This window comes from Pantoea sp. OXWO6B1, from assembly GCF_001641135.1.
Lineage (GTDB): Bacteria > Pseudomonadota > Gammaproteobacteria > Enterobacterales > Enterobacteriaceae > Pantoea > Pantoea allii.
This window is the reverse complement of the sequence record NZ_LWLR01000001.1, coordinates 598596-621730: the sequence shown is the minus strand read 5'-3', so window position 1 is coordinate 621730 and position 23135 is coordinate 598596. Positions and strand designations below refer to the sequence as shown.

General features: G+C 52.5%; 20 protein-coding genes. 2 read left to right on the top strand and 18 right to left on the bottom strand.

The window, feature by feature from the left end; all coding sequences use genetic code 11:
- The first annotated feature begins 81 nt into the window (after positions 1–81).
- Positions 82–465, top strand: coding sequence for a DUF4349 domain-containing protein (locus A6A26_RS05240; RefSeq protein ID WP_063877774.1), 384 nt, complete (start codon positions 82–84; stop codon positions 463–465).
- A gap of 43 nt (positions 466–508) precedes the next feature.
- Here the strand turns inward: A6A26_RS05240 and glmS are convergent, their stop codons facing one another.
- The 18 genes from glmS to ravA form a co-directional block, all read right to left on the bottom strand.
- Positions 509–2338: a glutamine--fructose-6-phosphate transaminase (isomerizing) gene (gene glmS / locus A6A26_RS05235; RefSeq protein ID WP_063877773.1), complete on the bottom strand. Its 1830-nt coding sequence runs from the start codon at positions 2336–2338 to the stop codon at positions 509–511.
- A gap of 142 nt (positions 2339–2480) precedes the next feature.
- Positions 2481–3851 (bottom strand): bifunctional UDP-N-acetylglucosamine diphosphorylase/glucosamine-1-phosphate N-acetyltransferase GlmU, encoded by a 1371-nt coding sequence (gene glmU / locus A6A26_RS05230; protein ID WP_063877772.1) that lies wholly within the window; start codon positions 3849–3851, stop codon positions 2481–2483.
- A gap of 162 nt (positions 3852–4013) precedes the next feature.
- Complete coding sequence (locus A6A26_RS05225) at positions 4014–4433, bottom strand: F0F1 ATP synthase subunit epsilon (RefSeq protein WP_013023936.1); 420 nt, start codon at positions 4431–4433, stop codon at positions 4014–4016.
- Between the two features lie 24 nt (positions 4434–4457).
- Positions 4458–5855 (bottom strand): F0F1 ATP synthase subunit beta, encoded by a 1398-nt coding sequence (gene atpD / locus A6A26_RS05220; protein ID WP_063877771.1) that lies wholly within the window; start codon positions 5853–5855, stop codon positions 4458–4460.
- Positions 5856–5885: 30 nt separating this feature from the next.
- Positions 5886–6752 carry a F0F1 ATP synthase subunit gamma gene (atpG, locus tag A6A26_RS05215; protein ID WP_063877770.1) on the bottom strand — a complete coding sequence of 289 codons (867 nt, stop codon included), beginning with the start codon at positions 6750–6752 and terminating at the stop codon, positions 5886–5888.
- 52 nt (positions 6753–6804) lie between these two features.
- Positions 6805–8346: a F0F1 ATP synthase subunit alpha gene (gene atpA / locus A6A26_RS05210; protein WP_013023934.1), complete on the bottom strand. Its 1542-nt coding sequence runs from the start codon at positions 8344–8346 to the stop codon at positions 6805–6807.
- A 14-nt stretch (positions 8347–8360) separates the two neighbouring features.
- Positions 8361–8894: a F0F1 ATP synthase subunit delta gene (gene atpH / locus A6A26_RS05205; protein WP_006121199.1), complete on the bottom strand. Its 534-nt coding sequence runs from the start codon at positions 8892–8894 to the stop codon at positions 8361–8363.
- Positions 8895–8908: 14 nt separating this feature from the next.
- Complete coding sequence (gene atpF / locus A6A26_RS05200) at positions 8909–9379, bottom strand: F0F1 ATP synthase subunit B (RefSeq protein ID WP_013023933.1); 471 nt, start codon at positions 9377–9379, stop codon at positions 8909–8911.
- 103 nt (positions 9380–9482) lie between these two features.
- Entirely contained in the window at positions 9483–9722 is a 240-nt protein-coding gene (gene atpE, locus A6A26_RS05195) for a F0F1 ATP synthase subunit C (RefSeq protein WP_003849523.1), read from the bottom strand.
- A 48-nt stretch (positions 9723–9770) separates the two neighbouring features.
- Positions 9771–10589 (bottom strand): F0F1 ATP synthase subunit A, encoded by an 819-nt coding sequence (gene atpB, locus A6A26_RS05190; RefSeq protein ID WP_063877769.1) that lies wholly within the window; start codon positions 10587–10589, stop codon positions 9771–9773.
- Positions 10590–10597: 8 nt separating this feature from the next.
- The gene (atpI, locus tag A6A26_RS05185) at positions 10598–10978 is read right to left on the bottom strand and encodes a F0F1 ATP synthase subunit I (RefSeq protein WP_063877768.1); all 381 of its coding nucleotides are present in this window, start codon (positions 10976–10978) and stop codon (positions 10598–10600) included.
- 672 nt (positions 10979–11650) lie between these two features.
- Positions 11651–12286 (bottom strand): 16S rRNA (guanine(527)-N(7))-methyltransferase RsmG, encoded by a 636-nt coding sequence (gene rsmG / locus A6A26_RS05180; protein ID WP_063877767.1) that lies wholly within the window; start codon positions 12284–12286, stop codon positions 11651–11653.
- Between the two features lie 47 nt (positions 12287–12333).
- Positions 12334–14223 carry a tRNA uridine-5-carboxymethylaminomethyl(34) synthesis enzyme MnmG gene (mnmG, locus tag A6A26_RS05175; protein WP_063877766.1) on the bottom strand — a complete coding sequence of 630 codons (1890 nt, stop codon included), beginning with the start codon at positions 14221–14223 and terminating at the stop codon, positions 12334–12336.
- A gap of 432 nt (positions 14224–14655) precedes the next feature.
- Complete coding sequence (mioC, locus tag A6A26_RS05170) at positions 14656–15096, bottom strand: FMN-binding protein MioC (protein ID WP_063877765.1); 441 nt, start codon at positions 15094–15096, stop codon at positions 14656–14658.
- Between the two features lie 155 nt (positions 15097–15251).
- Entirely contained in the window at positions 15252–15713 is a 462-nt protein-coding gene (asnC, locus tag A6A26_RS05165) for a transcriptional regulator AsnC (RefSeq protein WP_063877764.1), read from the bottom strand.
- 104 nt (positions 15714–15817) lie between these two features.
- Positions 15818–17956 carry a 5-histidylcysteine sulfoxide synthase gene (gene ovoA, locus A6A26_RS05160; RefSeq protein WP_172823885.1) on the bottom strand — a complete coding sequence of 713 codons (2139 nt, stop codon included), beginning with the start codon at positions 17954–17956 and terminating at the stop codon, positions 15818–15820.
- A gap of 74 nt (positions 17957–18030) precedes the next feature.
- Positions 18031–19491 carry an ATPase RavA stimulator ViaA gene (gene viaA / locus A6A26_RS05155; protein WP_063877763.1) on the bottom strand — a complete coding sequence of 487 codons (1461 nt, stop codon included), beginning with the start codon at positions 19489–19491 and terminating at the stop codon, positions 18031–18033.
- Entirely contained in the window at positions 19488–20984 is a 1497-nt protein-coding gene (gene ravA, locus A6A26_RS05150) for an ATPase RavA (RefSeq protein ID WP_063881064.1), read from the bottom strand. The genes viaA and ravA overlap by 4 nt, the downstream gene beginning before the upstream one ends.
- 268 nt (positions 20985–21252) lie before the next feature.
- Between ravA and kup the strand changes: the two genes are divergently transcribed.
- Entirely contained in the window at positions 21253–23121 is a 1869-nt protein-coding gene (kup, locus tag A6A26_RS05145; RefSeq protein WP_063877762.1) for a low affinity potassium transporter Kup, read from the top strand.
- The last annotated feature ends 14 nt before the right edge of the window (positions 23122–23135 follow it).

Here is a 23135-nt window from a genome sequence, read left to right as displayed (position 1 = left end):
AATGTAGTTAATATTACAGTTATATGACAGACACAATTATTGCTCATTTTTACAAGCCCACTATTGAAAAGGACATGTTCAATGACATTTATGAAGAAGCTTCTGGTATGCAATGTCGTCCTCCTCTGTACGCTGGCCAGCGCCCATGCGTACGACGTACCGCAGATTCATTCGAATGAATCTTTTGCAATGACAGATAACAGAGGCACTCTGGCCACAATTGACAGTAGTGGCGCGGTCAGACAATCTTCTGTCAATGCTGAGGATGTGAGTGAAACGAAGAAACAAGTACAAGCGTTAATAAAAACGCAAGAAAACCAGACTGATACCCTCAATACGCTCTCACAAAAGCTAAGCAAAAATGAAGATGTGATCACTAACCTGCAACGTTCACTCGATGAGGCTAACCGCAAAATCAGCGATCAGCAGCGCGCACTTGAGCAAGTCAGCAGCAAAATTAAATAAAAGAAACGCGTGAATCCCGCCAGGGATTCACGCGTAAGACGCATTACTCGACCGTCACCGATTTCGCCAGATTACGCGGCTGATCCACATCGGTCCCTTTAATCAGGGCCACGTGATAGGAGAGCAGCTGCAGCGGCACGGTATAGAAGATAGGCGCAATCGCTTCTTCCACGTGCGGCAGGGGAATGATCTTCATTCCATCGCTGTCGCTAAAACCAGCATCTTCATCAGCAAACACGTACAGCAGACCGCCGCGCGCGCGCACTTCTTCGATATTCGATTTCAGCTTCTCTAACAGCTCGTTATTCGGTGCCACGACGATAACCGGCATATCGGCATCAATCAGCGCCAGCGGCCCGTGTTTGAGCTCACCAGCAGCATAAGCCTCGGCATGAATATAAGAGATCTCTTTTAACTTCAGCGCGCCTTCCATCGCAATCGGATATTGATCGCCACGGCCCAGGAACAGCGCATGATGTTTATCAGAGAAATCTTCTGCCAGATCTTCAATCAGCTTATCCTGCGCCAGCATTTGTTCAATGCGGCTTGGCAGTGCCTGCAGACCATGAACAATCTCATGCTCTTTTTCCGCTGGCATACCGTTCAGGCGACCCAGTTTTGCCACCAGCATCAGCAGCACGGTGAGCTGGGTGGTAAAGGCTTTGGTCGACGCGACACCAATTTCCGTGCCCGCTTTGGTCATCAGCGCCAGGTCAGATTCTCGTACCAGGGACGAACCGGCGACGTTACAGATAGCCAGCGATCCCAGATAACCCAGCTCTTTTGACAGGCGCAACGCAGCCAGCGTATCCGCAGTTTCACCCGACTGAGACAGCGTAATCAGCAGGCTGTTTTTACGCACCGCCGATTTGCGATAGCGGAATTCAGACGCGATTTCGACATCACAAGGGAGATTAGCCAGTGCTTCAAACCAGTAGCGCGAAACCATGCCTGAGTTATAAGACGTACCGCAGGCAATGATCTGGATATGCTCAACTTTGCTGAGCAGCGTTTCTGCATGCGGGCCGAGCTCGCTGAGATCCACTTCGCCGTGATTAAAACGACCGGTTAAGGTGTTTTTAATCGCGTTAGGCTGCTCGTAAATCTCTTTCTGCATGTAGTGACGATACAGGCCTTTGTCACCGGCATCGTACTGCACGCTGGATTCGATCTCTTCGCGACGGACCTGGTTACCGGCACCATCAATAATGGTGACATCACGGCGACTCACTTCAGCGATATCACCCTCTTCCAGATAGATGAAGCGACGGGTGACCGGTAGCAGTGCCAGTTGGTCAGACGCGATAAAGTTTTCGCCCACACCGCGCCCAATGACCAGCGGACTACCGGAACGGGCCGCTACCAGCAGCGACGGATCGCGGCTGTCCATGATCACCATGCCATAAGCACCGCGCAGTTGAGGGATCACGCGCTGCACGACTTCACGCAAAGAGCCACCTTGTTTCTGTTCCAGATGGACCAGATGCGCCACGACTTCAGTATCGGTTTCTGAGGCAAAGTGATAACCCTGAGCCATCAGCGCTTCGCGAAGAGGCTCATGGTTTTCGATGATGCCGTTATGTACGATAACGATGTGCTCAGAAACGTGCGGGTGCGCGTTGGCTTCTGAGGGCTCGCCATGCGTTGCCCAGCGCGTGTGGGCAATACCGGTTCCACCCACCAGGGGCTGTTCTTCTGCGGCAGCAGCCAGCATCTGCACCTTACCCAGGCGACGCAGGCGCGTTATGTGCCCCTGCTGATCGACGACGGCCAGACCGGCTGAGTCATAACCGCGGTATTCCAGGCGGCGTAAACCTTCTAATAAAATTTCTGCGATATCACGTTGTGCTACTGCACCAACAATTCCACACATAGTTATTTCCTGACTTCATGGCGTTAAGCCATTGCGTTGTCATATGACCTGATAGTCCGGCTTTGCCGGTTCCCCGAGCCTTGTAGAGAGTGGGGATTATAGTTTTGGTACTACAGCGGCCCGTTAATACGGGCCGTAAAAATTATTTTTTCTTCTGCGGACGCTGCCAGTCGGCTTTGTGATTCTGCTCTTTACGGTTATAGACCAGATCAGCGCCGGAAATATCTTTCATCACCGTGGTACCTGCCGCAATCGTTGCGCCTGCCGCCACGGTGACCGGCGCAACGAGTTGCGTGTCCGATCCCACAAAGACGTTATCGCCAATGATCGTTTTAAATTTGTTGGCACCATCGTAATTACAGGTGATTGTCCCGGCGCCAATGTTCACATTGGCACCAATTTCAGCATCGCCAAGGTAAGAGAGGTGACCCGCTTTGGACCCTTTGCCGAGACGCGCTTTCTTCATCTCAACAAAATTGCCCACGTGCGCAGCCTGAGCCAGTTCACTACCCGGGCGCAGACGCGCGAATGGTCCTACGGTACAGTCAGTGGCCAGATTTGCATCCTCGATCACCGAATAAGGGCTGATGTCACAGTCATCCCCGATAACGCTGTTTTTGATAATACAGCCCGCGCCAATTTTAACCCGGTTGCCCAGCGTCACCTGGCCTTCAATAATGACGTTGGTATCAATTTCAATATCCCGACCGTGCTGCAGCGTTCCGCGCAGGTCGAAACGTGCAGGATCGCGAAGCATAACGCCAGCCAACAGCAGTTTTTCAGCCTGCTCGTGTTGATAAGTACGCTCAAGCGTAGCCAGTTGCAGGCGATTGTTGACGCCGTCAGTTTCGCTATTGCGGGCCGGATGGACGGCATTAATTACCCGACCTTCACCGTGCGCTAATGCGATGATGTCGGTAATGTAATACTCGCCTTGGGCATTATTGTTATTTAGCCTGGACAGCCAGCGCTTAAGATCACCGCCGTTGGCGATCAGAATACCGGTATTAATTTCATTGATAGTCAGTTGAGAAGGGTTAGCATCTTTTTGCTCAACAATACCGACGATGGTGCCATTTTCACGCACGATGCGGCCGTAACCTGTCGGGTCATCCAGTACAACCGTCAATAATCCGATACCGCCCGCGGGCTTAGCCTCGCGCAAACGCTGTAAGGTGGCTTCAGAAATCAGCGGAACGTCACCATAGAGCATCATGATGTCTTCGTCATCAGCAAAGTGCGGGGCCGCCTGCTGCATAGCATGACCCGTACCCAGTTGTTCTGCCTGCAGCACCCAGTTGACTGCGCTGTCAGTTAACGTTGCTTTCAGTTGATCGCCGCCGTGTCCGTATACCAGGTGCACCTGCTGTGCACCCAGCCCTTTTGCGGCATCAATCACGTGCTGAACCATCGGTTTACCTGCCAGCGTATGCAACACTTTTGGCAGATCGGAATACATACGGGTGCCCTTGCCAGCGGCAAGAATTACCACGCTCATCGCACTGTTAGACATATCCATCCTGACTGATTGTAGACTGAAGAAAGTTAAACGATTTAGCACTGAGATTACTACATTTTTCTTGTCCCGAAATTAGCCAGAATCTTGTTACCCCTACGGCAGGCAAAAAAAAATGCCAACCCAAAGGGCTGGCATTTCGTGACGCATAAAGCCGGATTACATCGCTTTTTTGGTCAGCTCGATCACGCGCAGTTTCGCAATGGCTTTCGCCAGCTCCGCAGAGGCCTGAGCGTAGTCCACGTCGCCGTGGCTGCTGTTCATATGCTCTTCTGCTTTACGTTTTGCTTCCAGCGCACGCGCTTCATCCAGATCGGTACCGCGGATCGCGGTATCGGCCAGAACAGTGGTGCTGCCAGGCTGCACTTCCAGCACGCCGCCAGAGAGGTAAATAAACTCCTCTTCGCCGTGCTGTTTCACGATACGGATCATTCCAGGCTTAATGGCAGTCAGCAGCGGGGCGTGACCAGGAAAAATTCCCAGTTCACCTTCGCTACCTGACACCTGAATTTTCTGCACCAGACCAGAGAACAGTTGGCTCTCTGCACTGACAACATCCAGGTGATAAGTCATAGCCATAATTTTCCTCCTGGGAAACCGTTATTACAGTTTCTTCGCTTTTTCGACCGCTTCTTCGATGGCGCCAACCATGTAGAAGGCCTGCTCTGGCAGGTGGTCAAATTCACCTTCCATGATGCCTTTAAAGCCACGGATGGTGTCTTTCAGCGTCACGTATTTACCTGGAGAACCGGTGAACACTTCTGCTACGAAGAACGGCTGAGACAGGAAGCGCTGGATCTTACGCGCACGTGCCACCAGCAGTTTGTCTTCTTCAGACAGTTCGTCCATACCCAGGATGGCGATGATGTCTTTCAGTTCCTGATAACGCTGCAGCAGTGACTGTACGCCACGTGCAACGTCATAGTGCTCCTGACCCACAACTAATGGGTCCAGCTGACGGCTGGTGGAGTCCAGCGGATCAACTGCCGGGTAGATACCCAGAGAGGCGATCTGACGGCTCAGGGTGACTGTTGAGTCTAAGTGAGCAAAGGTGGTTGCTGGTGACGGGTCAGTCAAGTCATCCGCTGGCACGTAAACGGCCTGTACGGAGGTGATTGAACCTGTCTTAGTGGAGGTAATACGCTCCTGCAACACACCCATCTCTTCTGCCAGCGTTGGCTGATAACCTACCGCAGATGGCATACGACCCAGCAGTGCTGATACTTCCGTACCGGCCAGGGTATAACGGTAGATGTTGTCGATGAACAGCAGAACGTCACGGCCTTCATCACGGAATTTCTCCGCCATGGTCAGACCGGTCAGCGCCACGCGCAGACGGTTACCCGGCGGCTCGTTCATCTGGCCATACACCAGCGCGACTTTATCGATAACGTTGGAGTCAGTCATTTCGTGGTAGAAGTCGTTACCCTCACGAGTACGTTCACCCACGCCAGCAAAGACCGAATAACCTGAGTGCTCAGCCGCGATGTTACGGATAAGCTCCATCATGTTTACGGTTTTACCTACACCCGCACCACCGAACAGACCGACTTTACCGCCCTTAGCGAACGGACACATCAGGTCGATAACCTTGATGCCGGTTTCCAGCAGTTCCTGCGAGTTAGACTGATCTTCATAAGAAGGCGCAGGGCGGTGAATAGAGGAGACCTCTACGACGCTGCCGTCTTCTTCTTTCAGGTCGCCTTTCATGTCGATAGGCTCGCCCAGCACGTTCATGATACGGCCGAGGGTTGCTTTACCAACCGGTACCTGGATCGGTTTTTTCAGGTCGGTGACGTTCAGACCGCGCTTCAGGCCGTCAGAAGTACCCATGGCGATGGTACGAACCACGCCACCACCCAGCTGCTGCTGAACTTCCAGCACCAGACGAGCATCACCATTCATAACCTCAAGAGCGCTGTACACTTGCGGTACTGCATCCTGAGGGAATTCGACGTCAACTACGGCGCCGATAATCTGGACAATCTTTCCAGCTGCCATCTTGAATCCTCTACCTAATTCCAAACCTGGTTAAACCGCGGAGGCTCCCGAGACGATCTCGGTAAGTTCCTGGGTGATGCTGGCCTGACGAGCTTTGTTGTAAACCAACTGCAGCTCTTTGATCAGATTTCCGCCGTTATCGGTTGCAGCTTTCATTGCCACCATACGTGCGGCCTGCTCACTGGCCAGGTTTTCCACCACACCCTGATAAACCTGCGATTCGACATAGCGACGCAGCAGCGTATCCAGCAGCGCTTTCGGATCGGGCTCGTACAGGTAATCCCAGGTCTTCGCCTTCATCTCTTCTTCACCTTCCGCTGGCGGTAACGGCAGCAGTTGGGTAATGGTCGGAGTCTGAGACATGGTGTTGTTGAACTTATTGCTGACAATGTACAGCTTGTCGATGCGGCCTTCATCATAGGCCTGCAACATCACTTTTACCGGGCCGATAAGATCAGAGAGCGCAGGCTTATCGCCCATGCCAGTGACCTGTGCCACGACGTTGCCACCAACAGCGCCGAAGAATGACACGCCTTTCGATCCCACAATCGCCAGATCGCTCTGGACGCCTTTGTCGGACCAGGCCTTCATCTCTGCCAGCAATTTTTTGAACAGGTTAATGTTCAAACCACCACAAAGCCCGCGGTCAGTCGAAACGACCAGGTAGCCGACGCGCTTAACGTCGCGCTCATCCAGGTAAGGGTGCTTGTATTCCAGATTACCTAACGCAAGGTGACCAATCACTTTGCGCATGGTATCTGCATACGGACGGCTGGCCGCCATGCGTTCCTGCGTTTTACGCATTTTGGAGGCGGCGACCATTTCCATCGCTTTGGTGATCTTCTGCGTATTTTTTACGCTTCCGATCTTGGTACGTATTTCTTTTGCGCCGGCCATTAGCTTCTCCTCAAAGCCTTGCGGCCTGCCTTTTCAGACAAGCCGCCAGACATTACCAGGACTGGGTTGCTTTAAACGTCTCGAGGAGGCCTTTCAGCTTCTCTTCGATGTCGTTATTGAAGTTACCAGACTGGTTGATTTCAGCCATCAGCTCGGCGTGATCGCGATCTGCGAACGCCAGCAGAGCAGCTTCGAAGCTACCAATTTTTGCCAGCTCAACGTCGTTCAGATAGCCGCGTTCCGCTGCGAAAAGAACCAGACCCTGCTGCGCGACAGACATCGGCGCATACTGTTTCTGCTTCAGCAGCTCGGTCACTTTCTGACCGTGGCTCAGCTGTTTACGGGTTGCATCGTCCAGATCAGAAGCGAACTGGGAGAATGCTGCCAGTTCACGATACTGTGCCAGCGCGGTACGAATACCACCGGACAGTTTCTTGATGATCTTGGTCTGTGCAGCACCACCAACACGGGATACAGAGATACCCGGGTTAACAGCCGGACGGATACCGGAGTTGAACAGGTTAGATTCCAGGAAGATCTGACCATCAGTAATCGAGATTACGTTGGTCGGAACGAACGCAGAAACGTCACCCGCCTGAGTTTCGATGATTGGCAGCGCGGTCAGAGAACCGGTCTGGCCTTTCACTTCACCATTAGTGAAGCGCTCAACGTAGTCAGCGCTCACGCGTGATGCACGCTCCAGCAGACGAGAGTGGAGATAGAACACGTCGCCTGGGAAAGCTTCACGGCCTGGTGGACGGCGCAGCAGCAGCGAAATCTGACGGTAAGCAACAGCCTGTTTAGACAGGTCATCGTATACGATCAGCGCATCTTCACCGCGGTCACGGAAGTATTCGCCCATGGCGCAACCTGCATACGGAGCCAGATACTGCAGTGCAGCAGACTCAGACGCAGACGCTACGACGACGATGGTGTTAGCCAGCGCACCGTGCTCTTCCAGTTTACGAACCACGTTGGAAATGGTTGACGCTTTCTGACCAATCGCAACGTAGACACATTTGATGCCTGAATCGCGCTGGTTGATGATGGCGTCGATTGCCATTGCGGTTTTACCGGTCTGACGGTCACCGATGATCAGCTCACGCTGGCCACGGCCGATTGGAATCATCGCATCGACAGATTTGTAACCGGTCTGAACAGGCTGGTCGACAGACTGACGGTCGATAACACCAGGTGCAATGACTTCAACTGGCGAGAAGCCGTCGTTGTCGATTGCGCCTTTACCGTCGATAGGTGCACCCAGGGTGTTCACCACGCGGCCCAGCAGGCCACGGCCAACCGGTACTTCAAGAATACGGCCAGTACACTTGACCTTCATGCCTTCGGCCAGGTCAGCATACGGACCCATCACCACCGCACCTACAGAGTCACGCTCGAGGTTCAGGGCGATAGCGTAACGGTTTCCCGGCAGGGAAATCATCTCACCCTGCATAACATCGGCCAGGCCGTGTACGCGGATGATACCGTCACTTACAGAAACAATAGTACCTTCGTTGTGAGCTTCACTCACGACATTGAACTGAGCAATGCGCTGCTTGATCAGTTCGCTGATTTCGGTGGAATTCAGTTGCATATGCTCCAGTCCCCTTAAGACTGCAAGACGTCAGCCAGACGGTCAAGACGGCCGCGTACGCTGCCATCAATAACCAGATCACCCGAACGGATGATCACGCCTGCCATCACAGACTTATCAATTTTGCAATTCAGCTTAACTTTGCGTGACAGACGTTTTTCCATCGCGGCGCTGATTTTAGTCAGCTGGTCGTCACTCAGCGTGCTGGCAGAAATAACATCCACTTCGGCAGTCGCTTCATAAGCGTCTCGCAGTTGAATGAATTGCGCCAGAACAGCCGGAAGCGCTGTCAAACGTCCGTTTTCCGCCATCACCTTAATCAGGTTCTGTGCGGGTTCATCCAGTTGATCACCACAGACTGCATTAAACGAGGCAGCCAGTGCTTCAGGTGCTAAAGCACCAGAAAGCAGGTCGGCCATCTGTTCATTGGCAGCCACTTCTGCGGCAAACGCCAGCATCTTTTGCCAGCGTTCAATACTTTGATGCTCAACAGCAAAGTCAAAAGCTGCTTTGGCGTAGGGGCGAGCTACAGTAATCAGATCAGACATCAGCCCCTCCCTCCTTACAGTTCAGCGACCAGTTTATCAACGATGTCGCTGTTAGCAGCTTCATCCACGGAACGTTCGATGATCTTCTCGGCACCAGCCATAGCCAGCAACGCGACTTGCTTACGCAGTTCTTCACGTGCACGTTTGCGTTCGGCGTCAATTTCGGCCTGCGCTTGTGCAACAATGCGAGTGCGTTCGTTATCAGCTTCAGTCTTGGCTTCGTCCAGAATCTGCGTGCGACGCTTGTTCGCCTGCTCGATAATGACCTGAGCTTCCTCTTTCGCTTTTTTCAGCTGGTCGGTCGCATTAGCCTGCGCGAGATCCAAATCTTTCTTCGCGCGTTCAGCAGAAGCAAGGCCTTCAGCAATTTCTTTCTGGCGCTTTTCGATGGCAGCCATAATCGGTGGCCATACGTACTTCATGCAGAACGCGACAAACAGGATGAACGCGATGGCCTGGCCGAGGATTGTTGCATTAATGTTCACAGCACAATGCCTCTAATTAAGTATTTAACTTTTCTGCCGCTATCAACGATAAACGGCAGAATCCGTTCACTCTCACACCAGGTGCGGAGTGAACACGGGGGCTTTAGGCGACAGCGAACATCACGTAGAGGCCCAGACCAACAGCGATCATTGGGATTGCATCCACCAGACCCATTACAACAAAGAACTGCGTACGCAGCAGAGGAATCAGGTCAGGCTGACGAGCAGCGCCTTCCAGGAATTTTCCTCCGAGGATGCCGATACCGATCGCAGCACCGATTGCCGCCAGGCCCATCATCACAGCGGCAGCCATGTACAGCAGATCCATATTCAGGTTTTCCATGACAGTCTCCAGTTTGTTTCAGTTAAACGCGTATTGTTGAGAAAAAAATCAATGTTCTTCAGATGCCATCGACAGATAGACAATCGTGAGGACCATGAAGATGAAAGCCTGTAGCGAAATAATCAGGATGTGGAAAATGGCCCAAGGCACATTCAGAATCCACTGTGACCACCACGGCAACAGACCGGCAATAAGGATAAAGATCAGTTCACCCGCATACATGTTGCCGAACAGTCGCAGACCGAGAGAAACCGGTTTGGACAGCAGGCTAACACCTTCCAGAATAAGGTTAACGGGGATAAAGATCGGGTGATTAAAAGGCTGCAGCGTCAGCTCTTTCGTGAAGCCGCCAATGCCTTTCATTTTGATGCTGTAGAACAGAATCAAAATAAAGACGCCCAACGCCATTGATAACGTGATGTTCACGTCTGCAGAAGGTACCACGCGCAGCGCCGGTAACCCCAACCAGTGCTCACCAATATAGGGCAGCAAATCGATTGGCAGCAGATCCATGAAGTTCATCAGAAAGACCCAGACAAAAATTGTCAGAGCCAGCGGGGCGATAAGTTTGCTCTTACCGTGATACATGTCGCGCACGTTGCTATCAACGAAACCGACAACCAGTTCGATAGCCGCCTGCATTTTCCCTGGCACACCGCTGGTGGCGCTTTTCGCCACGCTACGGAACAACACCAGGAAGATAACTCCCAGCACCAGAGAGAAAAACATGGAATCGATATTTAATACCCAGAACGTCGCGGGAGCGTCGTGAGCATTCACTAACTCGAAGGTACGCAGGTCCAACTGAAGATGAGTCAGGTGGTGACCAATGTACTCTTGCGGAGTAGAGATTTCTCCTGCAGCCATGATGCCTCTTACCCTTTGTTGTTAATTACCGCCGGTGCCAACATCTGAACGACCAGCACCGATAACCAGGTGATCCCGACCGGCCAAAAGACCGCATCGAATACGCCCAACGCCACAATGAGCAAAATAATGGTCGCGAACACTTTGGCTATTTCACCCAAAGCGAAGCTCCACGCGACGCGCCCCGAAGCCGGAGTTTGCCCTTGCAGGCGCCAGGCTATAAACAAGAACAACACGTTTGGCAGCCAGGCTGCCATCCCGCCAGCAAGAGCAGAGCTGCCCCAGGTGACATCTTTCAAGGCAAAGAGTGCACCGACGATGACAATGGTCACTAGCTGAATCATCAGCACCGTTCGGGCGTATTTTACACTGTAAAGAGACACTGACATGACGCTGATACTCTCCTGCCCCTTTAGGGGTATGTCGCGTGTCGTATAAGACTGCCTTTGTGCATTTGAGTCAAGTAGCAAAAGCCGTGCAAATTATACGGGCCGTCCCTGTGATTTCAATCGTTAAGTAACGAAAAGGTGAACAATTATCTAAATTTCTTTCCGAATGACTATTTTTCCAAAGATACGGAGCAGCCGTTTATGGATAAAGCTGTGAAAAGTTCTGCAGCGGCTCAATTTTAAAGCGTGCTTTAGATCACATAATAAGCATTCACACCACAGTAACTTTTATTAAGGAGCCATTATCCAACTAAGGTATGAAGGATAAAAACATTGATAATCATCACGTTAAAAAGAAAAACGTCCTTGATAATTTTTGTTGTCGATGAAAATGGTCTATTGACATCGAAGTCACCTTCAGAATCGTAAAATGCCTATTACTCATGCAAAAATTTTATTGCCCTTAAATAGGATTAATCGCGATGCACGCGTTTAATACCAAGCGGAGTAGTGATTATTTTGATAAAACTTTGTGAAATAAAAGTTAAATGTGAAAAAGTTTTTCAGATAATTTCCGGGGCGAAATTTAACAATGTGACACTCAACATCGCCGGGTTCGCCCCTCAAACTATCGCATCTTTGGTAACACAGGCACGATGAAACGCCAGGCTTTCACGGTGCCTGAACGCTTCCTGGCGGTGTAATAATAACCAGATGACGCTCACCGTCCAGTTGTGGAACCTGGAGCGAGATAACCCTGTCCAGCGAATAGCCTGCGGGCAGGCTGGTAATTTCATCATCGGGCCGGACCCCTTTCAGGGCATAAAAACGGCCGTTCTTCGTCGGCAAATGGTGACACCAGTTCACCATATCCTCCAGCGAAGCAAAGGCACGGCTGATCACGCCGTCAAAGGGCGGCTCAGACGGAAACGCTTCTACCCTGCTCTGTACCGGTTCGATATTGGTCAGCCCCAGCTCGTGTTGGACCTGCCGTAAAAATCGTACCCGCTTACCCAGGCTGTCCAGCAGGGTGAAATGCGCATCCGGCATGACGATGGCCAGTGGAATGCCCGGTAAACCAGGACCGGTGCCGACATCAATAAAGCGCGCCCCCTCAAGATGAGGTGCCACCACGATACTGTCGAGGATATGGCGAACCAGCATCTGCTGAGGATCGCGCACCGAAGTCAGGTTATAGGCTTTATTCCATTTATCCAGCAGCCCGACATAAGCGACCAGTTGCTGTTTTTGTTGATCGGAGAGGGAAATTTTAGCCGCTTGCAGCAGCGAAGTGAGTTTGTTGATCACAGCATCAGTCCAGTCAGCGGGGGCGGGATAACCCGCCCCGGTTCAGATCAGGCGCTTTTGCGCAGCAGACCTTGTTTTTTCAGGTAAATAAGTAAAATCGAGATGGCAGCAGGCGTGATGCCTGAGATACGTGATGCCTGGCCGATAGAAACCGGTTTGTGATCGTTCAGCTTGGCGATAACTTCATTTGAAAGGCCACTGACCTGGCGATAATCAAGCGTCGCGGGCAACAGCGTATTTTCGTTACGCAGCTGACGATCGATCTCTTCCTGCTGACGTGCAATGTAGCCTTCGTATTTAACCTGGATTTCAACCTGATCGGCAGCCTGATCATCCGCTAAAGCCGGACCGAACGCATCAAGCGCCATCAGCTTCAGGTAGGTCATTTCAGGACGACGTAGCAGATCCTCCGCACTGGCTTCTTTCGTCAGTGGCGAGCTGGTAATGGCGTTAACCGCATCGACATGTTCTGACTTGGGGTGCACCCAGATATCACGCAACCGCTGGCGTTCCTGCTCAATGGCTTCCAGCTTCTGATTAAAACGAGCCCAGCGCGCATCATCCACCAGGCCAAGTTCACGGCCGGTTTCCGTCAAACGTAAATCAGCATTGTCTTCGCGCAGCATCAGGCGATATTCCGCACGCGAGGTAAACATGCGGTAAGGCTCTTTGGTACCCAGCGTGCACAGGTCGTCGACCAGAACCCCCAGATAAGCCTGATCGCGGCGCGGCGCCCAACCTTCTTTGTCAGCAGACTGGCGTGCCGCATTAAGGCCAGCCAGCAAACCTTGTGCTGCGGCTTCTTCATAGCCTGTGGTGCCGTTGATCTGACCGGCAAAAAACAGACCGTCGATAAATTTGCTTTCCAGCGTGAGTTTCAAATCGCGTGGATCAAAGAAGTCATACTCAATGGCATAGCCCGGACGCACGATCGTCGCATTTTCCAGACCCTGCATAGAACGAACGATCTGCATCTGTACGTCGAATGGCAGGCTGGTAGAGATACCGTTAGGGTAGATCTCATTGCTGGTCAGCCCTTCAGGCTCAAGGAAGATCTGATGTGAATTACGATCGGCAAAGCGCATCACTTTGTCTTCGATCGACGGACAATAGCGTGGACCGATCCCTTCGATGATCCCGGCGTACATTGGGCTACGATCGAGGTTATTACGGATCACATCATGTGTTTTTTCATTGGTATAGGTCATCCAGCACGGCACCTGCTGGGGGTGCTGTCCGGCATTGCCCATGAAAGAGAACACCGGCATCGGGTTATCGCCATGCTGCGGGGCGAGTACGCTAAAATCGATGCTGCGTGCATCAATGCGCGGCGGTGTACCGGTTTTCAGGCGGTCAACGCGCAGTGGCAAAGCGCGCAGGCGTTTTGCCAGAGGAATCGACGGCGGATCACCTGCACGACCACCGCTGTAGTTATCCAGCCCGATATGAATTTTACCGTCGAGGAAGGTTCCCACGGTTAACACGACCGTTTTGGCACGGAATTTCAGGCCCATTTGGGTTACCGCACCGACGACACGATCGTTTTCGACGATGAGATCGTCCACGGCCTGCTGGAAGATCATCAGGTTTGGCTGATTCTCCAGCGCTTTACGCACGGCCTGGCGATAGAGCACGCGGTCTGCCTGAGCACGAGTGGCCCGTACAGCAGGGCCTTTGCTCGCGTTTAGTATCCTAAACTGAATACCTGCCTGGTCGATTGCTCCAGCCATCAAACCGCCTAAGGCATCCACTTCCTTTACCAAATGTCCCTTGCCAATTCCACCGATTGCAGGATTACAAGACATTTGTCCCAGCGTATCGATGTTATGGGTCAGTAACAGGGTTTGCTGACCCATTCGGGCTGCTGCCATGGCAGCTTCCGTGCCCGCATGACCACCACCAATTACGATGACGTCAAAAGGATCTTGATAAAACATGAAGTGGTACCTCGTTGATGAATAGTCAGAGATCGTTCTCTCTGGGCCGTGGATTCTACTGAAATTATGGCTGAGGTGAAAGCAGCGGGATCGTCAGGTATTAAAAGAAAAGATCTTAATTCTTTATATGATCTTTCTGTTAGATCTCTTATTAGGATCGCGGTTCCCTGTGGATATCTGCGAAAAGCACAGCGTAAACAAGCGTATAGAGAGGATCGATACCTGTTAATGATCGGTGTTCCTGATCCGTATAAGCTGGGATCAAAATGGCTTGTTATCCACAGCTCACAAAGTGAACTCCGGTTGCTCTTTGGATAACTACCGGTTATACGCAACTAAACAGGGTAGTTATCCACAAAATAAATGGCAGGATCGTGTGAAAAACAGTATCTTCTGCTGGGGATCGTAGCTATTTCCCGATCCCCGACCAGCTTAGATCGCATCTTTCCAGGTCATCACCCACTCTTCAGCCGGATCTTCAGGGATCTCATGTTCCAGAATATCAATTTCGAGCCTTTCACCGATGCGCTGTGCACCACAGGCAATTAACAGGGCATCAAGATTGCGTATTGCACCACAAAACAGATCGTATTCATGGTTGCCGATGCCAACTGCGCCAAAACGTACGGCTGACAGATCGGGACGGCTCTCATCAATGGCCTCATAAAAAGGTTGCAGATTATCCGGCAACTCTCCGGCACCGTGGGTAGAACTCACCACCAGCCAGATGCCCTGTTGCGGCACGTCATGCAGCTCAGGGCCGTGCAGCATCTGCGTTGAGAAGCCCGCTTCCTGCAGTTTTTCTTCGAGATGTTCAGCAACATATTCGGCGCTGCCTAAGGTGCTGCCACTGATTAACGTAATGTCGGCCATCGTGCTCTCCTGAGATCAAGGAAAGCATTGTACGCTGTGATCAAGCGGTGATCCACCTGTGGAAAACAGGGTTATTAGTTTAGATGATGTCGATGCAGCCGTTGTCAGGCGGCCGATCGTCTAAGGATAAGATTGTGCACAAGCTGGTGGAAAGATCAGGGCTTGATGGTTCGCATGATGGGGTTTTGCAGAGAAATAAGGGTTTCCGTTGACTGGATTTCGTCAATAGTTTGGATCTTGTTGATTAATACCTGCTGCAGGGCATCAATAGATCGGCACATTACCTTGATGAAAATACTGTAGTGCCCGGTGGTGTACCAGGCTTCAACAACTTCATCCAGGGCTTCCAGCTTGCTCAGTGCCGACGGGTAATCACGGGCGCTTTTAAGAATAATGCCGATAAAACAGCAGACATCAAAGCCCAGCTGGCGGGGATCGATCTCAACCCGCGTGCCCAGGATAATGCCTGCCTGCTTCATCTTTTCGACACGGACGTGAATGGTTCCCGGGCTGACATTGAACTGTTTTGCCAGTTCGGCGTAAGCGGTGCGCGCATTTTCCAGTAATGCATTCAGGATACCCCGGTCGAGATTATCCAGTTGCAGATGTTCGGGCATGGTCATCCTCGTTATCGTTTTTCTTCAATGAACTGAGGAGAATGTGCAGCAAAATAATCAAACTGGCAACTCACCGGCAGCGGCATCAGCCGCTGCCGGTTATCTTAACGCTTACGCCACAGCGTCACCTGAGCGAGCGTGTGCTGGAACTTACGGGCCGTTTCACGGATGACAAACGGCACATCCTGTGGAGAACCGATTTGCTCGAAGTCCGCGGCCAGTAGGCGTTGTAACGCCTGCTGAGTGGTCAGGGCTTCGCCATTCTCACGCACGCCGCCCAGCCAGTTTTCCTTCGGTGTAAACTCTTCCAGCCAGGTATAAGGCGATGACAGCACTAAGACACCACCCGGACGCAGCATCGGTGTTACATCCTGAAGGAAGCGCGCCGGCTGACGCAGACGATCGATCAGGTTCGATGCCAGCACCAGATCGTAACGCGCGGGTTGAGGCTTCATATTACAGGCATCGCCCTGTACAAACTGAATACGCTTCGCCTGTTCGTTACTGACATCAAAGTCCTTAAGCCGTACCTGCCGATATTCCACCAGCTCGCCTTCTTCTGGCACCACGTAACGGAAATCTTCGCCGGTCGTGAGCTGTAGAGCCACATCGATAAAGCGCGCCGAATAATCCATCCCGGTGACATGTTCAAAGTGGCGGGCAAGCTCGAAACTGGCGCGGCCGGTTGCACAACCGATGTCCAGTGCTTCACCTCGATTCTGACTGTGCGGCAGGGCCAGTTTGACCAGTGCTTCAGCGTAGTTATCGACACCGAAATAGCGCGGACCGTACTGGAAATCGAGATACTGCGAAACCATGCTGTCTGTTTCATAGGGATTCAGCGCCATGGTTTCCTGATGCGAGGAGACCACATAGCGGAAACCGGCATGCTGGAAAAAGTGGCGACGGAAAGCATAACGTGACGATTTGATCGCCTCATTGCCGGTAGAAATCCAGCTTCCACCTTTTATAAGTGAGTGCTTACCATCAAAGGTGGGCGTAGAGAAATCGTCATACAGCGGATGGACTTTAAACCCCTCAAAACCATTGATCGGCGTCGTTGTCCATTGCCAGACATTCCCCACGATGTCGTAAAACTCACCCTGAGGGAAACGATCGACCGGGCAGGAAGAAGCCCAGTAAGCCAGGTTAATATTGCCCGGAGCCTGCTGCCAGTCTGGCTGATCGCCTTCTACCTGCCCACGGAGTTGGTACCATTCAGCCTCACAGGGTAGCTGCACTGATTTACCGGTTTCTTCTGCTTTCCAGCGACAGAAAGCAGCGGCTTCCAGCTGATTGACTTCCGCTGGCCAGTCCCAGGGCATGGAAATTTCTTCACACATCAGGCGGAGTTTTAGCTGATCGGGCATCGTAGCGTCGCCCACCCAGAAGGTGGGCATCTCTGCCTGCGCAAACTGACGCCAGCCCAAACCTTCTTCATCCCACCAGCGAGTTTCCCGATAGCCACCAGCCTGCACAAACTCATAAAATTCTGCATTACTGACCAGCATTTTGCTGGCTTTAAACGGTTTTAGCTCAATTTGCTGAGTACCGTATTCATTGTCCCAACCATAGGTCTCATCTGTCTTGCCAAGGGTGATGTGACCGCCGGGCTGGGGAACCAGCGTATTCGCGGGTACTGACTGTCGGTCATGGCGCGCTTCAGCACACGCAGGCCACTGCGGCTGGGGTTTCACCCATTCAACCGGCAACTGACGAATCAGTACGCTAGAGGTTTCGAGGTGGATTCGCTCATGCTCAATGCCCATAAGGATCACCCAGGCCGGGCTGTCCCAACGAATGGGCAGTTCAAGCGGCATCTCCTGAATAAATTGCGTCACTAATGCTTTTACGCTGCCGCGATAGTCGCGCACGGCTTCCACTGTAGGCCAGTCATAATGGTTGTCGTTGAGGTCATCCCAGCTCATTTCGTCCACGCCGATGGCCAGCATGGCTTCAATGTGGTCATCAATGCGGTCATCGATGTAACGGCCCGCCATTAACTTATTAATGTAGAAGGTGGCGGTGTGACCAAAATAAAAGATCAGCGGATGGCGCAGGGGAATCGCTTTGGTAAACCAGGCGCGCTGATCGTTAAGACAGGTAAACAGGTCTTCGTACAGCGCCCAGGTCTGATTGAAGTAAGCCAGCAGCTCTGCACGTTTTTGTTCGACATTTTGGCCAGAGAGCATCAGCGTACGGGTCGGCGCAGGTAAATCGCGATGGGGTTGAACGGTATTCACAGGACACTCCTGATTGCTGAATAAGTAATTGCAGATATTTACTATAAAGCAAAATGGAATTTCTGCTGCCTCGCTTAACGGCGCCAGTGACGTAACAGGCGGCTCTTTAAGCCGGTATCGAAACGCCAGATGTGATCGAAGATGCGCATAATGCCGGGTTTTCCATGCGTAGACATGGCGACGGCATGGAAGCGCTGCTGCTGTTGCTGCTGACGGTGTTTAACGCTGCGTACCACCTCTTCTGGCAGGCGCTGCGCAATAAAATCCGACACTATCACGGCATCGGCATCGTGCCATAACGCGCCCTCCATCCGCTTGACCACGGCTGAAAGACAGGCCGCAAGGTCGGTTCCGCCACGAAAACGTTGGCTGAGAAAACGGATGGCCTGCTCCAGTCCGTCATCACCTGTTAATTCGTAACCAATTACGTCATGGGCGAATAACATGATGTAACAGCGGCGGCGATCGGCCAGTGCGACCTTGAGAAGTGCCAGGCAAAAGGCTTTTGCGCAGCGTTCATTAAAACCGCCCATCGAACCGGAGGTGTCGACACACACGATAAACGGACCTCGTGGCTGTTCTTCGTGCTGCTGGTGGCTGACGGGACGTTGGGTGATTTTTTCATGCCAGGCATCACCCTGAAGTTTGTAAGTAAGCAGTCGCTTCTCTACCAGCCTGCGGTAGAACTCAAGTTCAAGCTCGCTGACGCTTAACGCCGCCAGCTCGGGCGGCAGCAAACGCAGCACATCATCACTCTGATGAATGCCGCTGACTTCTTCCGGTACGGCATCAGGTTCGCGCACCAGGTGATGAAAGGCCTCCATCGGTGCGTCCTGCGAGGGAACCGATTTTGCTTCACGGCTGCGGCCTAACTGCTGGGCCAGCTTCATTAATTCAGGCTGCTGCGCCAGAAACTCACCGTATTGCAGCATCAGCTGGTAGTCGCCGTGCTGAAGCGGGGCTTTGCCCATATCCCATAAGCGTCCGGCTGCGGCTTCGTCATCGTCTGCCAGAACCGGCGCCAGTTGACCGCTCAATGCCATACGTTGCTGTAACTCGGCCATCAGACGTTCGCGCTGCTGCTCAAGAAGCTGCTCATTAAGCGTGAGCGTTTGCAGCGTAAGGCTGAGCCGCCAGCGTTGCAGGAACAGCGTATGCTGAGCGCTGCTAAGATTGCCGGGATCGTTATGAAGCAGCAGGCGTTGTGCTTCTTCCAGAAAAGGGGACGTCAGACGTTCAAGGTGAGCAAGGGTTTCATCAAGCTGCTGGCTGAATTCACGATCGCTGAGTAACTGAATACGCTGGAATAACTGAAACTCTTCCGCCAGCGCTTCCGGTACGGGCGTGGCTTTGAGTTCGGCATCAATCTCCGCCTTCCAGCGAGGAACGTCGCGTAACAGCGCCTTTTTCATGCCGGGGAATTTTTCAAAGAACAGGGCCAGCTGTGGGGACGCGAGGAGTGCCAGAATTAACTCTTCAATCAGTTCGGTTTCACCGATTGACAGCAGGGTACTCAGCGTCTCCAGAGAGATCATTTACGCGCCTGTTTAAGTTGTTCCGCCACGTCCTGCAGGCTGGTTTCGACGCGAGCCAGCCAGTCATCACTGATAAACAGGCAACGTTGTTGCTGGCTGAACTGATGGCGCTGCTGACGTAGCTGGCTGTCGAGTTCATCCAGCGCTTCGCGGATTTCCTCAGGCAGCGCATCACTGCTGCTTGCGCCTGGCAGAGTCAGCCTGGACGTTTGCAGACTGACATCACGCACGGCCAGACAATGTTGAGCATCCACCAGCATATCCAGCGTTTGTGCAAAGCCAATGCCGTTTAATTTGCCGCGAACGTCACCACCTTTCTGTAGCCAGTGATTCAGCGCTTCACGCTCAATAACCAGATGCGTGACCTGCATATCATGCAGTGTAAGCGGCTTTTGCAGCATCAGGGTCAACTGCGCATCGGTAAAGCTTTCGGGCATATCGTAATGCGGTTTACGGCTGAACATGCCGCTGTGTTTCTCAAGCGTAATGGCGACGGCCACGCTTTGCTGCTGTTGCAGTGCCAGACGTCGCGCCTTGAGTTGCTGAAGCCTGAGTAGCATGGCCTGCTGTTGCCAGGCATGTTGCGTCATCAACTGATCGATTTCGCGATCCAGAAGTTGCATCGAAGTGACGTCGTGCCACAAACAGTCTTTCAACAAGATAAGATCCAGCGGAGCAATGGTGTTTCGCCCGCTGTAAAAGGCGCTGGCCTGCAGCAGATGTATGGCTTTTTTCCAGCGACGATCGGAGATGTAAGGCGCGTCTGGCAACTTTTCCAACTGCTGACGTAGCTGATAGATCAGTTCGAACACGTTATCGGGCAGCGTGACCTGACTGATACCTTGTTGCCATTGCACATACTCTTCGTCGCTGATGCGCAGCGATTCGGCGACCGGATTGTCATTTTCATCCTGATGATGAGTCAGCATGCTGCGGAAGTTCTGCTTTTCATGCACGTTATCCAGCCACAGACGAATTAACATACGGTCATAGAGGGCTTCGAGCCCGCTGTCGGCTTCCGGTAGCTCATTCGAGGCCGTGACCAGCAAGCGCATGGGGATTTTTTCTTCGCTATCGCCGTTGCGGAAACGGCGTTCGTTGATGGCGGTGAGCAGCGTGTTGAGGATTGCCGGGCCTGCTTTCCAGATCTCATCCAGAAATACGATTTCTGCATCCGGTAGATAGCCTTTGGTCAGCCGCTGATAGCGGCCTTCATCTTTTAACGCCTGAATCGACAGTGGACCAAACACTTCCTCCGGCGTGGAAAAGCGGGTCATCAGATACTCAAAGGCGCGGGCATGCTGGAAGGCGCACTTCAGGCGGCGGGCAATCAGGCTTTTTGCTATGCCCGGCGGCCCCAGCAGAAACACGCTTTCGCCGCTGAGGGCGGCGAGAAGACAAAGGCGAATGGCATGATGACGCTCATACAAACCTTTTTCTAACGCATTGCTGAGACGAGAAATTCTTTCTGCCAAAAGATGGGGTTGAGCCATAATCACATCAATGTCCTTACAATCGTCGAGCCGCCGCGTTTTAGCGAACGCAATACTCTATAGGGTATGATGCGCGAAAGCGTTAATCGATGTCAGCTTTTTTGTTTCAGAAGGTTCGACAACACGGCTTTAAAGATTGCAGGCAACAGAAAAAACAGGGGATGGCCGTCTGTTACCACGACGGAGGTAGGAATTTTTGTGAATACGTGCATACTGTGCGCTTTTTGATGGCTTGTGCGCCTCTCAGACTCCAACAAAAGATAATTTTATGAGCTCGGATAATAAGCACTCACTAGGCGGATTAACGCTGGCTGCCATTGGTGTCGTCTACGGGGATATCGGCACCAGCCCGCTTTACACCTTACGCGAATGTCTTTCGGGGCAGTTTGGCTTTGGCGTGGAACGGGATGCGGTCTTTGGCTTTCTTTCGCTGATTTTCTGGCTGCTGGTGCTGGTGGTGTCGCTGAAATATATCAGCTACGTGATGCGTGCCGACAATGCCGGAGAAGGCGGTATTCTGACGCTGATGTCGCTGGCGGGGCGAAATACGGGCGGACGTGCCACTGCGATCCTGGTGATTATGGGGCTCATTGGCGGCAGTTTTTTCTATGGTGAGGTGGTGATCACCCCTGCCGTATCCGTATTGTCGGCGATTGAAGGTCTGGAAATCGCTGCGCCAAGCCTCGACAGCTATATTGTGCCGATGGCCATTGCCGTGCTGACCCTGCTGTTTGTCATTCAAAAACATGGCACCGGTATCGTGGGTAAACTGTTCGCGCCCGTCATGCTGCTGTGGTTTATCGTGCTGGCCGTACTGGGTGCGCGCAGCATTCTTAATAACCCTGAGGTATTACAGGCGTTAAACCCCTACTGGGCGCTGCACTTCTTTGTGGAATATAAGACAGTTTCCTTTTTTGCGCTCGGCGCGGTGGTACTGGCGATTACGGGCGTCGAAGCACTGTATGCGGATATGGGGCATTTTGGTAAATTCCCTATCCGGCTGGCATGGTTTGTGGTGGTGCTGCCTTCGCTGGTGCTCAACTACTTCGGTCAGGGCGCGTTGTTACTGAAGCATCCTGAAGCGATCAAAAACCCGTTTTTCCTGCTGGCACCCGACTGGGCGCTGATTCCCATGTTAATTCTGGCGACGTTAGCCACCGTCATCGCCTCACAGGCGGTGATTTCCGGGGTTTTCTCGTTAACCCGCCAGGCCGTGCGCCTGGGCTATTTACCCCCTATGCGCATCGTTCATACATCAGAAAATGAGTCTGGGCAGATCTATATTCCGGTAATTAACTGGCTGCTTTATTTCTCTGTTGTGATTGTCATCATCGGCTTTGAGCACTCCAGTAACCTGGCCGCGGCTTACGGTATTGCGGTGACGGGGACAATGGTACTGACCTCTATTCTTTGCGCGACCGTCGCGATACTGAACTGGCACTGGAATCGGTATCTGGTGGGGCTGATTTTAATTGCCATGCTGTGTATTGATGTGTCGCTGTTCTCGGCCAACCTGATCAAGATTTTCTCTGGTGGCTGGCTGCCGCTGACGCTGGCGCTGATGATGTTTATCGTGATGACCACGTGGAAGAGCGAACGTTTTCGTTTGCTGCGCCGCATGCATGAACACGGTAACTCCCTGGAGGCGATGATTGCTTCTCTGGAAAAATCGCCGCCTGTGCGCGTGCCGGGCACCGCGGTTTACATGTCGCGTGCACTGAACGTTATTCCTTTTGCCATGCTGCACAACCTGAAGCACAACAAGGTGCTGCATGAACGCGTCGTGCTGTTAACCCTGCGTACTGAAGATGCACCTTACGTGCATAACGTCCGGCGCGTCACCATCGAACAGCTGTCGCCCACCTTCTGGCGCGTGGTGGCGAGTTACGGCTGGCGCGAAACACCGAACGTGGAAGAGATTTTCCACCGTTGCGGTCTGGAAGGACTTAACTGCCGGATGATGGAGACGTCTTTCTTTATGTCCCATGAGTCGCTGATTATCGGTAAACGGCCCTGGTATTTGCGTCTGCGCGGCAAGTTGTTTATGACGCTACAACGCAATGCGCTACGTGCGCCCGATCAGTTTGAGATCCCGCCAAACCGGGTAATAGAACTGGGTACGCAGGTCGAGATTTAGACGACGACTGCGCC